Here is a 12,528-nt window from a genome sequence, read left to right on the forward strand (position 1 = left end):
CACGATCGAGGACGCTCCGGATCGACACAGTCTCGACACCCGCCGCTGGTCCAAGCCGTCTCAGAGAGCCTTTTCCGGCGACTGAAGCCGCGCCGGCGGTTGCTCTGCCACATGCGGCGGGGGATCGATCGGCCCCTCAAACACCAGCTGGTCCAGGCGGCGGAGGATGAGTCCTTCACGCAGGGCCCACGGGCAGGTCACCATGCTGTCGAACTTGAACATTTCCAGTGCCGCTTCCGCGACGAGGGCGCCGGCGAGGACCTGCGGCGCGCGGGCCTCGGAGACGCCGGGCAGGTGGAGCCTGTCCCCTATCTCCATGGCCGAGATCCGCTGCGCCCAGAGCCCGAGGTCGAGGGCCAGCAGCTCCCGCTTGACGTAGGGCCCGGCGCCGCTGGGGGCGGCCCCGGCAATCCTGGCGAGGGACCGGAATGTTTTGGATGTGCCCGCGACGAGGTTGGGCGGGCCCAGCTTCTCGAATTTGCGCACCGCGGGTTTGAGCGTGGAGCGGATGTAGCGGCGCAGCTCCTTGATGCTCTTGGCCGAGGGCGGGTCCTCGGGCAGCCAGTCGCGCGTCAGCCGGCTGGCGCCGAGCGGAACGGACATCGCCAGCTCGGGCAGCTCGTCCTGTCCGAGGGCCATCTCGAAGGAGCCGCCGCCGATGTCCAGGTTCAGGATGGGCCCGGCACCCCAGCCGTACCAGCGCCGGACGGCGAAGAAGGTCATGGACGCCTCTTCGCTGCCCGTGAGTTCCCGGAGGGTGACGGTGGTTTCATGTTTGACGCGGGCCAGGACGTCAGCGCCGTTGGTGGCCTCGCGGATGGCCGAGGTGCAGAACGCGAGGAGGTCGTCGGCTTTGTGCTTGGCCGCGAATTCCCACGCCTCGAGGACGAACTCGACCAGTTCATGCTGCCCGTCGTCGTCGATGTTGCCGTCGTCGTCGAGGTACTGCACGAGCGACAGCCGCCGCTTATGCGAGGCGTAGGGGACCGGGCGGGCGCCGGGATGGGCGTCGACCAGCAGGAGATGGACAGTGTTGGACCCGATGTCGAGGACGCCTAGACGCATGCTGCCATTATTCCCCCCACGGAGCGGCCGGCCTAGCTGCGACGGCGGTATTCGCGAAGAATACCGCCGTCGCAGTCTGGCCGATTACGGGCCTAAGCCGGGTCGGCAGTGCCGTCAGCGGGCTCGTCCGTTGGCTTGAAGTCGCGGCGGATGTTGGCCACGCCCTCCGGGTCGATTTCAAAACCGTAGGCGGCGCCGGGGTTGATCACCATGCCGAGCTCGGCGCCGAGGTTACCGATGATCGCGGCGCCCTGCGTGCCCAGCACGTTCGGGGCGGCGGCGAGATACTGCTCGGTGACGCGGCTCGGGTGCGAGAAAACGGCCAGAACGGGCTTGCCGGAGGAGTTGGCGAGGACCAGCGGCTCCACCTGCGAGTCGGGGCCCTCGAGGGCGTCGGAGCTGACCACATAGACCTCGTTGTTGAGGAAGGCCAGGATCACGTCCACCGGGTTGGCGTCCGGCTGCTCCCCCCGGGCGAGCTGCTCCTCGAGTTCGTTCAGCGGCTGGTTGTCCAGGTGTGCGGGCTGTTCAGTCATATTCCTACTCGATCACGTCCACGGCCGGTCCGCAAACGCGAAATCGCCGGAAACCTGCGGATTCGCCGGTATTTTCCGGCGAATCGGCAGGTTTCCGGCGATTTCGGCGTGCTGCCTACTTCTTGGCCGGGGCCTTCCGTGCGGGCGCCTTGCGGGCCGTCGTCGTGCGCTTGACCGGGCCCTTGGCCCGCTTCTCCGCGAGGAGTTCGACGGCGCGTTCCCGGGTCAGCTCCTCGATCGAGGTGGTGCGCGGCACGGTGATGTTGGTGATGCCGTCGGTGATGTACGGGCCGAACCGGCCTTCCTTCACCACGATGTTCTTCTCCGAGACCGGGTCCGGTCCGAATTCGGCCAGCGGCGGCACGGCGGCACGGGCGCCGCGCTGCTTGGGCTGCGAGTAGATCTCCAGCGCCGCCTCAAGCGTGATCGTGAAGATCTCCTCTTCGGAGCCGATGGAGCGGGAGTCCGTGCCCTTCTTCAGGTACGGGCCGAACCGGCCGTTCTGCACCGTGATCGGGTTGCCGTCGGCGTCCTGGCCAAGCACGCGGGGCAGGCTCATGAGCTGCAGCGCCTCGTCCAGCGTGATGGTGTCCACGCTCATGGACGCGAACAGGGACCCGGTGCGCGGCTTGGCCTTGACGGGCTTCTTCGGCGGCTTGGGCTTGCCGTTCTTGTAGTACTCAACGGGCTGGTTGGCCAGCTGTTCCTCGGTCATCTCCGGGATGATCTCGGTGACGTAGGCGCCGTAGCGGCCATTCTTGGCCACGATCGTGTGCCCGGTGTGCGGGTCCGCGCCGAGGACGCGCTCCTCCGGGGCAGCGGTCTCCATGAGTTCAACGGCTTTGGCGGCCGTGAGCTCGTCCGGGGCCAGGTCCTCGGGGACGTTGGCGCGGGCCGCCTCCACCACTTCGCCGGTCTCGGGATCCACCGTCGCGGTGGAGCTTTCCAGGTACGGGCCGAACTTGCCGACCCGGAGGGTGATCGCGTCCGTGATGGGGATGGAGTTGATCTCGCGGGCATCGATCTCGCCGAGGTTGTTCACGATGCTCAGCAGGCCGGGCTCGGAGTCCTCACCGAAGTAGAAGTGCTTGAGCCACGCGGGTCCGGCCGCCTGGCCGTTGGCGATCTTGTCCAGGTCCGCTTCCATGTCGGCCGTGAACTCGTAGTCCACGTAGTCGTGGAAGTGCTGTTCGAGGAGCCGGATCACGGAGAACGCGATCCAGCTCGGGACCAGCGCGGAGCCCTGCTTCCGGACGTAGCCGCGGTCCTGGATCGTAGAGATGGTGGAGGCATAGGTCGACGGGCGGCCGATGCCCTTCTTTTCCAGCTCCGCAGTCAGCGAGGCTTCGGTGTAGCGCGGCGGCGGCGAGGTTTCGTGGCCGACGGCGACAATGTCGCTGGCAGTGAGCGCGTCGTCCTTGGCCACGTTGGGCAGCCGGCGTGCTTCCTCGGACTCGTCGTCACCGCGGCTTTCGTCCTTGCCTTCTTCGTACGCGGCGAGGAAGCCGGGGAAGGTGATGACGGTGCCCGACGCCGAGAACTCGGCGTCGCGGCGGTCGGCCGGGTCACCAACGGTGACGGCGCCGAGACGGATCGTGGCGGTGGAGCCCTTGGCATCAGCCATCTGCGAGGCGACCGTGCGCTTCCAGATGAGCTCATAGAGGCGGAATTCGTCGCCGGAGAGCTGCTGGGCCACCTGGGCCGGGGTGCGGAAGGAGTCGCCGGCGGGACGGATGGCCTCGTGGGCTTCCTGCGCGTTCGCTGCCTTGCCGCTGTAGACCCGCGGCGACTGCGGCACGTACTCGGGGCCGTACAGCTCGGAGGCCTGGCGCCGGGCGGCCGTGACGGCCTCGTTGCTCAGCGCGGACGAGTCCGTACGCATATAGGTGATATAGCCGTTTTCGTAGAGCCGCTGGGCCACCTGCATCGTGCTCTTCGAGGAGAAGCGCAGCTTGCGGCCGGCCTCCTGCTGCAGGGTGGAGGTGGTGAACGGCGCCGCCGGGCGGCGGGTGTACGGCTTGGTGTCGACGGAGCGGACGCGGAAGTCGGCGTCCTGCAGCCCCGCCGCGAGCGAGGTGGCCAGTTCCTCGTTGAGGTGGACGGCGTTGCGGGAGGTGAGCTCGCCGTTGTCGTTGAAGTCCCGGCCGCTGGCGACCTTGGCGCCGTCGACGGCGGCGAGTTTGGCTTTGAAGGAGCCGGAACCGGCGCCGAACTGGCCGGTGAGGTCCCAGTAGGAGGCAGCCTTGAAGGCCATCCGCTCGCGTTCGCGGTCCACCACCATGCGGGTGACGACGGACTGCACGCGGCCGGCGGAGAGGCCACGGGCCACCTTGCGCCACAGCACCGGGGAGATCTCATAGCCGTAGAGCCGGTCCAGGACGCGCCGGGTCTCCTGGGCGTCCACCAGGTCCTGGTCGACATCGCGCAGGTTGTCCATGGCGCGGTGGATGGCTTCCTTGGTGATTTCACCGAAGGTCATCCGGTAGACGGGAACCTTGGGCTTGAGCACTTCGAGCAGGTGCCACGCGATGGCCTCGCCCTCGCGGTCCCCATCGGTTGCGAGATAGAGAGCGTCGGCGTCTTTGAGCTGCGCCTTGAGCTCGGCGACCTTCTTCTTCTTGTCCGAGGACACCACGTAGTAAGGCTTGAAGTCGTTGTCGATGTCGACGGCGAACTTGCCCAGCGGGGTCTTCTTCAGTTCCGCGGGGAGCTCCGAGGGCTGCGGGAGGTCGCGGATGTGACCGATGGAGGCCTCCACAATGAAGCCTTCGCCGAGGTACTTGGCGATGGTCTTGCTCTTGGCGGGAGACTCCACAATCACGAGTTTCTTGCCGGTTTTGGCCTTGCTTGGCACGGTGCTCCTACAGAAAAAGGTGGCTCGGGCAGATGCGCCCATACCCGCCTAGTTCACCATATTTTGCAGAATCCCGCGCATCCGGCCGGAAATGACGGCCCGGCGGACGCGGCTTCCGGCCGCAAAAGGGCCACGTGCCGGCCGGCCCCTGAGCGTACTCCGGATGCGGTTCAGCGCCGTGCCCGCGACCGGTTCAGCCCTCCCCGGCGGCGGCTCAGCCCTTGCCGGCGGCGGGCTTGACGGGGGCGGGTTTTGCGGCGGCGGGTTTTGCGGCGGCCGCCGGGCCGCGGTCGTCCGGAATCATCGACCACATCGTCGCCATGCGTTCGGCACCTTCGGGCAGGTGGTCCGGATCCTCGAGTTCGTAGTCCCGCAGCAGGTCGAAGATCCGCCGCGTCAGTTCGGCCCGCTGGTCCGGCGTCAGGTACAGCAGATTGCTGGCCAGTACTACCGAGGACGGCCCGTCGGCGGTGTCGCCGCTCTCGCGCCGGGCGTTGCGGGCCGTGGCGTAGGCACGGACCCGCCGGCGGTAGGCGTCGAGCTCGAGGTCCAGGACGGCGAGCTCGGGGCTGGCCACTCCCCCCAGCGAGTGGATGGTGAAATCTGTACCGGCGGCCTGCCAGCGCCGCTCCCGGGCATCCCCCGCGGTGGCGGCGGGAATCACGATGCCCCACTTCTGCAGTGCCCGCAGGTGGTAGCTCATGGCACTGGGAGTCAGCCCGGTCTGCGCGGCAAGCTCGGTGGCCGTCCGGCTCACCTGCGTGGAATACAGCTCGGAAATGACCTCCAGCCGGGCGGCGTGGGCCAAGGCACGGATCGCCTTCGGGTCGGTGATTTCCACTTGCTTCTCCGGACGGTGCCGGCGCCTGGTGGCCGGCGGAGCCATTGACTCCGCCGTCGGGGTTTCTGCGTTCACTCCTCCAGTGTATCCAGCCCCGCCAAACTATGAAAGAAATGCTTGACATTTGTTTTGCCGCCGGACTAGGTTCCTTTTTATGAAACATGCACTTCATAAATTGCCGGCATCCGCAGCCGGCGTGCCGCCCCTGTGGCGCAACCGCGACTTCCTGATTGCCGGCACCGCCCGGTTCGTGGCGACGGCGGGGATGGGCGCCGTCGTCGTCAGCGTGATGCTGCATCTGCAGAACGCGGCCGCCGCCGGCGAAACTCCTGTCGCCGGGCCCTGGCTCGTGGCCGCGTACCTGCTGTGCTCAGCGCTGCCGCTGGTCCTCCTGGCCCCGTGGGCCGGCCGGCTCGCCGACACCATGGACTCCCGCACGCTGGCGACGGCGAGTTCGGCGGTCAGCGCCGCCGCCGTCGCCGGCATGGGGCTTGGCATGCAGTACCTGGAGAACTATCTGCCCGTGCTGTTTGCCATGACGTTCCTGCTCGACGCGGCCCAGTCCGTGGCCAGCCCCACCTGGCAGGCCCTGCTGCCGCGGATCGTCGGAGAGGACCGCACCCCCCGGGCCATGGGGACCATGCAGGCGACCATCATGATCGCGGGGATGGCAGGACCCGCCGCGGGCGGCCTGCTCAGCGGCTGGGGCGGGACCGGGCTGGTGTTCACCGTGGCCAGCGGCTGCTACGTCGCCATGGGGCTGGGCGCGCTGCTGATCCGCACCCGGCGCGGCACGGCGGCCGAACGTGCCGGCCAGGCGAAGCCCGCGCTGCTGGACGGACTGCGCCTGATTCGCCGGGACAGCCTGGTCTGGGCCCTGGTCCTGGGGGCGATGTTCTTCATCGTCGTCGGCGAAGCCACCAACGTGCTCGAGGTGTTCCTGGCCCGCAACGAGCTTGGCGCCACCGAAATCCAGTACGGCCTCCTGTCCGCAGCCTTCGGCCTCGGCATGGCGGCCGGGGCCGCGATGGCCGGCAGGATCAGGACGCCGCGGGTCCGCCTGCGCGTGCTGCTGGCCGCCATGACCGGAGCCTCGGCGTGCCTGGTCCTCACCGGGATGGTCCCGAGCGTGGAACTGCTTTTTGCGGCCTACACAGGGACGGGAGTGGCCTGCGGCGTCCTGAACGCCTGTTTCGGGGCCATCGCGATCCTGCGGATTCCGGAAAGCGGGCGCGGCCAGGCGATGGCGATTGTCGGCGGGATGACGCGTGCCGTCTCCATTGGCGCGCTGGCCCTGGGCGGTCTCCTGGGCGCCCTGGTGCCGGTCCGCGTCAGCTTCGTGCTCACCGGCGCCGTCGGGGCCCTGGTGGCCCTCGCCCTCACGGCGTACGTCCTGCCGCGGTTCGGCCGGGAGGACTCCGCCGCCAACACTCCAGCGGCGGCCAAGGCGGCGGCCGGGGCAGCGGCGTACGCGGCGTTGCCGGCCAAGGCCGCGGCCGAACCGTTGTTGGCGGGCACGGCCGCGACGGTATCAGGCAGGCAGCAGGAAGCCGTCGCGGACGAGGTTCCCGACTTCCTCGAGCAGGCCGGCGCGGAACTCCGCGCTGTCAAACCCCTCGTAGCCGCCCAGCAGCGCCTCGAGGGCGCCGATGATCTGCCCGACGGACAGGTCGCCGTCGCACGCTGAGACCAGGCCCGCCAGCTCGGTACTGAGCAGGTTGGTGCGGCGCAGCCCGGCACCCTGCCGCAGCAGGATGACGCCGGGGTGTTCCGCACCGGGGCGCTGGTGCCGTTCTTCGGTGACGTCCTCCGCGACCAGCAGGTGGGCGGCGGCCAGATCATGGCCGGCCAGCCAGTCGGCACGCTCGACGGCGGCGCCCAGGTGTGGCCCTACCGGCTGCTCGATCGGGTAGGTGATCTCCTCGAAGCGCGACAGCACCCGCCCCGCGCCGTCGGCAGGCCTCCGCAGCCAGATCATGCCGAAGCCGATTCCGGCCACATTGCGCGAGGCGAAGTCGTCCAGGTAGGCCGCGTACGAGTCCGCGTAGAGCCGGCGGTCGCGGCTTTCCGAGGCGTCCTGCAGCCAGGTCTCGGCGTACTGCTCGGGGCCCACCTGCTCGCGCTGGATGAACCAGACGTCGGTGGCCGGGCCGGCCCAGCTCTGGGGCCGGTCGGCCCAGCCGGCGCCGGCCGTGATCTCCCAGTTGCCCAGAAGCTGGGCCGTTCCGCCCGGGGCAAGGACCGAGGGCAGCACACGGACCAGCGAGGACACAATCTCGTCCCCCGGCAGGCCGCCGTCGCGGTACGTGAACTGGTCCGTGGCGGTCTCGCCCAGGCTGCGGGGGGTGATGACGAAGGGCGGGTTGGAGACCACCAGCTCGAACTCCTGCCCCGCGACGGGGTCCAGCAGGGATCCGAGCCTCAGGCTGACGCGGGCGTCAAGGTCGGCCGGGTCCAGGTGCAGCTCGGCGGCGTTGAGCAGCAGGTTGAACCGGGTAAACGCCAAGGCGCGTTCGGAGATGTCCGTGGCTGTCACGTGCTCGGCGTGGTGCAGCAGGTGGAAGGTCTGGATCCCGCAGCCGGTGCCGAGATCGAGGGCCTTGGCAACATGGCGGCGGGCGGTGACCTGGACCAGGGTGGTGGAGGCCTGCCCAATCCCCAGGACATGGTCGTGACGAAGAACGCCGGCGCGCTGGTGGGCCGCGAGGTCGCTGGCCACCCAGAGGTCTGCTCCGCCGGCGCTGGTCCCGTCTTCCCCCACTGTCGGGTCCCAGCCGTACGGCCTGAGGTCCACCCTGGCCTGGACCAGGTCCCCGCCCGCAGGCTCCACGAGCCCAAGTTCCACCAGCCCCTTGGTACGGATGCCGGGGAGGGCGGCGTCGAGCGTCGCCGCGGGCTGCGGCTCGGACAGAAGCCAGAGACGCACGACGACGGCGAGCGCCGCCGTCGCCGGCTCCCCGAGGGAACGCCCGGTGACGATCAGGGCCGGGATGAGCTGGTCCCGGCCCAGGGCCGAGTGCGCGGCCTCGCCGAGCAGCTCCGCAACCCCGTCCACGGTGTAGCCAATCGCACGCAGGTCCGCGGCCAGGGCCTCGAGGAGGCCGGCGAGGTCGCTGCGCGGAGCGTCCGGGGTGTTGCCGGCCGTGAACGGGGCTGCGGGAGCCTGCGTTGAACGGGAGGGTGCGGCGGGGCCTTGCGCTGAGGAAGTCACCGGACAAGTTTAGTCCGGGGGCCGGGCCCGGGGGTGGGACCTGGGTTGGCCCCGTCAGCGCCGGGGCTGGGCTTGGGGCGTGCGGGTCCGGCTAGAGCTCGTTCTCGGCATAGATTTTCAGCGCGTCCCGGACGAAGGCGGCGCCGTCCTCACCGCCGTAGTTGGCGGCGAACCTGGGATCGGCCACGTACATCTCGCCGAGCCCCGTCACGTACCCCTTGATGCCACCACCTGCCGCCGGGCTGCCGCCCGCTGCGGGTGACGCCGGCGTGCCGGGGATTCCCCTGAGCCATTCGACGTGGCGCCGGGCCAGGTCCTGCGCCTGCGCGCTGTCCGCCGGGACTCCCGACGCCGCAGCAGCCGTCCACTCGGCACCGAGCTGCCGGGACTGTTCCGTCCAGGCAGCCTTCTCCCCGGCCCCCATGCTGCGCCACCAGGTGTCGGACTTTGCATAGGCGTCCTTGCCCCACCGCTGCTGGACTTCCTCCTGGTACTTGGTGTGGTCGAAACCGTCGAACATTTCCTCCGCCATGATCTTTCCTCCCGTTTGCAATGCCTCAATGGTGTGACGGACCGCGGCAATCTGCCGCCCCAGCCTGTCCTGTTCCTGCAGCAGCCACGCCAGGTGCCGGCCCAGTGCATGCTCCGCGTCCGCCTCGTTGCCGAGCACGTCCGCGATCGCCGGCAGCCCGAGCCCCAGGTCGCGCAGGAGCAGGATCCGCTGCAGTCGGACCAGGGATTCCTGGCCGTAGTACCGGTAGCCGTTGTTGCCGGTGCGGCTCGGCCTGAGCAGGCCAATGTCGTCGTAGTGACGCAAAGTCCGGCCGGTGGTGCCGGCCAATTTCGCGATCTGCTGAACGGACCAGTCCATGCCTCCACCCTTCTGCTCCTTCGAGGCCCGCGTTCCTCGGACCCCCGCTGTTACCGTGCCGACCGGCTGCTTCCGGCCATCGCTTCCGGTCGTCGCTTCCGGCCATCGCTGCCAGCCATCGCTTCCGGCCGTCGCTTCCGGCCGTCGCTTCGACTCTAAACTTTGACGCTGCGTCAAAGTCAAGGGCCCGCAGGGAGAGGGTGCCCGGGACGTCGGCGCGGCCGGAGGGGAGCCTTCGAGACGGTAAGTTTGAGGCATGGTTTTCCCTTCCTCCCACGTCCCGGCCGCCCGTCTGGCCCGGCGGACGCTCACCGGCGTGGCCGCCGCCGTCGTCGTACTGGCTGCAGCGGCATGTTCCCCGGCCGGTTCGATTGAGGGCGCCGATGTCCCGGCGTGGAAGGCCACCGCGCTGCCCTCCGCCCCGGGAACAGTGCTGGAGGATGCCGGAAAAATCCTGAACCGGGATCCGATCGTCCGGACCGCGTCCGGCGTGCCCGCCGGCACCTACACCTTGACCATGACCTGCGACGGCGGCGGGAAGGCGTTCTTCGCCGTCAGCCTGGACGGCAGCCAGCTCGCCGAAGCCGGAGCCGCCTGCAACGGCAGCCGCGAAACCGCCCGCATCAAAGTGCCCGCCGCGGGCAAGGTCACGCTCAGCACATCCAGTGTGGATGCCCCGCTTCTCTACGCGTACCACCTGGCGTCGTCCGAGTAGCACCGCCGCAGCCCGGTCCGTGGCGTCCGGCCCGGCGCCCCCTGAAGGCCTGTCCGACCCGGACCTTTGGCCTCTGGCGTTTGATTCCGGGCCGCCCTAATCTCAAAGTATGCCAACTGTGCCGGCGAGCAGGGTGCCGCGACGGCGCACCCCGGCGGCCGCCGTGGTGCTTTCAGTTGCGGTATTTCTCGGGGCAGTCCTGTCCGGCTGCGCATATGAATACAGCGCCGACCACTGGGACGATGAATCGACCTCCGCTGCCCCTCCGCCGACCACTGACGCCGCCCTGCCCCAGGACCCCCATCTCAACGAGCCGGTGACGGGCGAGGAGCTGGATGACTGGGTCGATGCCGTACTGCCCGACGCCGAGGGGCAGGTCTTCCAGACGGGTTTCGGGACGCTGGAGGCGGACGAGGAGCGCAAGGAGACTACAGCCCAGCTGCCCAAGGGTACTTACGCCCTGACCCTGGCCTGCCGGAGCACCCGCCGCGTGTCCTTTTCCATCGAGAACGGTGAGAACGAACTCGTGGACCTGAGCCTCCGGTGCGGGACGTCCAGGGTGAACGTGGTGCAACTGGCCGCAGATGCGTCGCTCTCCATCAAAGTGGATGCGAACGCACCGGCAAACTTCGCGTACCGGGTGAGCCGCATCTGAGGGTTCCCGGCCGGCCGAATGTCCGGCTCGCGCCTCAGGCGGCGCAGCCCTCGGGGCACCGCAGGGTATCGGGGCTCGCGGCGCACCCGGCGCAATAGAGCGTCAGGGTCCGGCAGGACGGATTCGAGCAGTTTTCGAACTTGCTCGTGGGTGCCGAGCAGCGGACGCACTCGCCGATCGTCTTGGCGTCCCCGCTGAACTCGACGTGCATGCGCTTGTCGAACACATACAGTGAGCCCTCCCACAGGCCCTGGTCCTTGAAGGCCTCGCCGTAGCGGACAATGCCGCCGTCGAGCTGGTAGACCTCCTTGAACCCGCGGTTCACCATGAGGCTCGACAGCACCTCGCAGCGGATGCCGCCGGTGCAGTAGGTGACAACCGGCTTGTCCTTGAGGGCGTCGTATTTGCCGGAGTCGAGTTCCTTGATGAAGTCGTGGGTGGTGGCGACATCGGGAACGACGGCGTCCTTGAACTTGCCGATCTGGGCCTCGAACCCGTTCCGGCCGTCGAAGAACACGACTTCGTCGCCCTGCTGTTTCTTGGCTTCAATGAGTTCGTGGAGTTCCTCGGGTTTGAGGTGGGTTCCGCCGCCCACCACTCCGCCGGCGTCGACTTTGAGTTCGCCCGGGGCGCCGAAGGAGACGATTTCGTCCCGCACCTTGACGCTGAGCCGCGGGAAGTCCGCCGCGCCGCCATCGGACCACTTCACGTCGATGCCCCGGAAGCCCTTGTACTCGCGCGTGGTTTTGACGTACTGCTTCACGGCGTTCAGTTCTCCGCCGACCGTGGCGTTGATGCCGTCCCTGGAAAGGATGATGCGGCCGGTTAGTCCGAGTTTTTCGCACAGGGCGCGCTGCCAGAGCCGGACGGCGTCCGGGTCAGGCAGGGGGGTGAATCCGTAAAAGAGCACAATCCTGTTCAAAGCCACGCTTTTAAGGGTACTTGCTGGGGCGGGCGGCCGGGCGACAGTCACAATTGGATAAGCAAGCGGCTTCCCCCGACCCGGCCCCTGTTGCTTGTGGCACTGCTGGAATACGCTCATCACATGAGTCTTGACGCCATGGTTGAAGACACCACTCACCTGCTGGAAATCTGGGTTGCCGGATGGGCCGGCTGCCGCGGATATGAGACGCGCAGGGAGGGCAGGTTCCCCGCGGCCTTTCGCGGTGACACCACCCACGAATGGGAGTACTTCGCCTACGATCCGTCCGACGCGGAGTTCGAGGCGCTGGCGGCAAAGACGGCCGAAGCGCCGGCCCGGGTCCTCACCATCCTCACCAACGATGTGGCCCGATTCACCATACTGGGGCAGCGGAATGGGCTGCATGTCACCTCGGCCTCCCAAACCATGATGATCGTGGACATGGAGACCCAGGATTCGGAGGACCCCTGGCTTTCGGATGACGACCTCAGGCTCGAGACGTCCCGGACCGACGGCGTCCACCACGCGGTGGTCAGCGCCGGCGAAGACGTCGCCGCGAGCGGACGCGTGTTTGTGGTGGGGCATACCGCCATCTTCGACAACATCGTGACGTCAGAGGCTTACCAGCGGCGGGGGCTGGGCAGCTTCATCATGAAGGCCCTGGCAGCCCAGGCGTTCGAACACGACGTCGACTCCGGGCTGCTGCTCGCCTCGCTGGACGGCCAAAAACTCTATTCGCACCTCGGCTGGCGCGAGGTGTGCCACGTCCTGATGTTGTCGACGTCAGACGAAGGGGCCGACCTGTCCGTGGGCTGAGGCGCCGCGAGCGCCGGCCGTCCGGCGGGCCTGCGCCCGGGG

General features: G+C 68.5%; 10 protein-coding genes and 1 pseudogene. 4 read left to right on the forward strand and 7 right to left on the reverse strand.

All coding sequences use genetic code 11. The features are described 5' to 3' along the window. Positions 1-60 precede the first annotated feature (60 nt). From AC1DBX_RS10110 to AC1DBX_RS10125, 4 genes are all read right to left on the reverse strand, one after another. Entirely contained in the window at positions 61-1,065 is a 1,005-nt protein-coding gene (locus tag AC1DBX_RS10110) for a Ppx/GppA family phosphatase (protein WP_476850226.1), read from the reverse strand. 92 nt (positions 1,066-1,157) lie between these two features. Next, entirely contained in the window at positions 1,158-1,601 is a 444-nt protein-coding gene (locus AC1DBX_RS10115) for an SseB family protein (RefSeq protein ID WP_028277718.1), read from the reverse strand. 115 nt (positions 1,602-1,716) lie between these two features. Further along, the gene (gene topA / locus AC1DBX_RS10120; RefSeq protein WP_476859270.1) at positions 1,717-4,455 is read right to left on the reverse strand and encodes a type I DNA topoisomerase; all 2,739 of its coding nucleotides are present in this window, start codon (positions 4,453-4,455) and stop codon (positions 1,717-1,719) included. 214 nt (positions 4,456-4,669) lie between these two features. Then, positions 4,670-5,371 carry an ArsR/SmtB family transcription factor gene (locus AC1DBX_RS10125; protein ID WP_476855533.1) on the reverse strand — a complete coding sequence of 234 codons (702 nt, stop codon included), beginning with the start codon at positions 5,369-5,371 and terminating at the stop codon, positions 4,670-4,672. A 190-nt stretch (positions 5,372-5,561) separates the two neighbouring features. On the opposite strand from AC1DBX_RS10125, the pseudogene AC1DBX_RS10130 reads away from it, so the two are divergent. Continuing rightward, positions 5,562-6,713 (forward strand): annotated as a pseudogene (locus AC1DBX_RS10130) (MFS transporter); the annotation flags it as partial. Positions 6,714-6,827: 114 nt separating this feature from the next. Here AC1DBX_RS10130 and AC1DBX_RS10135 read toward each other — a convergent pair. Both AC1DBX_RS10135 and AC1DBX_RS10140 read right to left on the reverse strand, forming a co-directional pair. Then, positions 6,828-8,507: a DUF7059 domain-containing protein gene (locus tag AC1DBX_RS10135; RefSeq protein ID WP_476872259.1), complete on the reverse strand. Its 1,680-nt coding sequence runs from the start codon at positions 8,505-8,507 to the stop codon at positions 6,828-6,830. 91 nt (positions 8,508-8,598) lie between these two features. Beyond that, positions 8,599-9,378, reverse strand: a complete 780-nt coding sequence (locus AC1DBX_RS10140; RefSeq protein ID WP_476887256.1) for a MerR family transcriptional regulator — start codon at positions 9,376-9,378, stop codon at positions 8,599-8,601. 256 nt (positions 9,379-9,634) lie between these two features. On the opposite strand from AC1DBX_RS10140, the gene AC1DBX_RS10145 reads away from it, so the two are divergent. Then, positions 9,635-10,093, forward strand: coding sequence for a hypothetical protein (locus tag AC1DBX_RS10145; RefSeq protein ID WP_476931672.1), 459 nt, complete (start codon positions 9,635-9,637; stop codon positions 10,091-10,093). Between the two features lie 109 nt (positions 10,094-10,202). Beyond that, complete coding sequence (locus tag AC1DBX_RS10150; RefSeq protein WP_476872882.1) at positions 10,203-10,748, forward strand: DUF6023 family protein; 546 nt, start codon at positions 10,203-10,205, stop codon at positions 10,746-10,748. Positions 10,749-10,782: 34 nt separating this feature from the next. On the opposite strand, the gene trhO is transcribed toward AC1DBX_RS10150, so the two are convergent. Then, positions 10,783-11,676 (reverse strand): oxygen-dependent tRNA uridine(34) hydroxylase TrhO, encoded by an 894-nt coding sequence (gene trhO, locus AC1DBX_RS10155; RefSeq protein WP_476931673.1) that lies wholly within the window; start codon positions 11,674-11,676, stop codon positions 10,783-10,785. A 117-nt stretch (positions 11,677-11,793) separates the two neighbouring features. Between trhO and AC1DBX_RS10160 the strand changes: the two genes are divergently transcribed. Next, on the forward strand, positions 11,794-12,486 hold the full coding sequence (locus tag AC1DBX_RS10160; RefSeq protein WP_223913610.1) for a GNAT family N-acetyltransferase: 693 nt from the start codon (positions 11,794-11,796) through the stop codon (positions 12,484-12,486). Positions 12,487-12,528 lie beyond the last annotated feature (42 nt).

This window comes from Arthrobacter sp. 10N44_2, from assembly GCF_056394385.1.

Excerpts from the sequence above, each read along its gene's own strand:
- AC1DBX_RS10145 (WP_476931672.1), top strand. The coding sequence starts at position 9,635 with ATGGTTTTCCCTTCCTCCCACGTCCCGGCCGCCCGTCTGGCCCGGCGG.
- AC1DBX_RS10110 (WP_476850226.1), bottom strand. The coding sequence starts at position 1,065 with ATGCGTCTAGGCGTCCTCGACATCGGGTCCAACACTGTCCATCTCCTG.
- AC1DBX_RS10160 (WP_223913610.1), top strand. The coding sequence starts at position 11,794 with ATGAGTCTTGACGCCATGGTTGAAGACACCACTCACCTGCTGGAAATC.
- AC1DBX_RS10150 (WP_476872882.1), top strand. The coding sequence starts at position 10,203 with ATGCCAACTGTGCCGGCGAGCAGGGTGCCGCGACGGCGCACCCCGGCG.
- AC1DBX_RS10140 (WP_476887256.1), bottom strand. The coding sequence starts at position 9,378 with ATGGACTGGTCCGTTCAGCAGATCGCGAAATTGGCCGGCACCACCGGC.
- AC1DBX_RS10115 (WP_028277718.1), bottom strand. The coding sequence starts at position 1,601 with ATGACTGAACAGCCCGCACACCTGGACAACCAGCCGCTGAACGAACTC.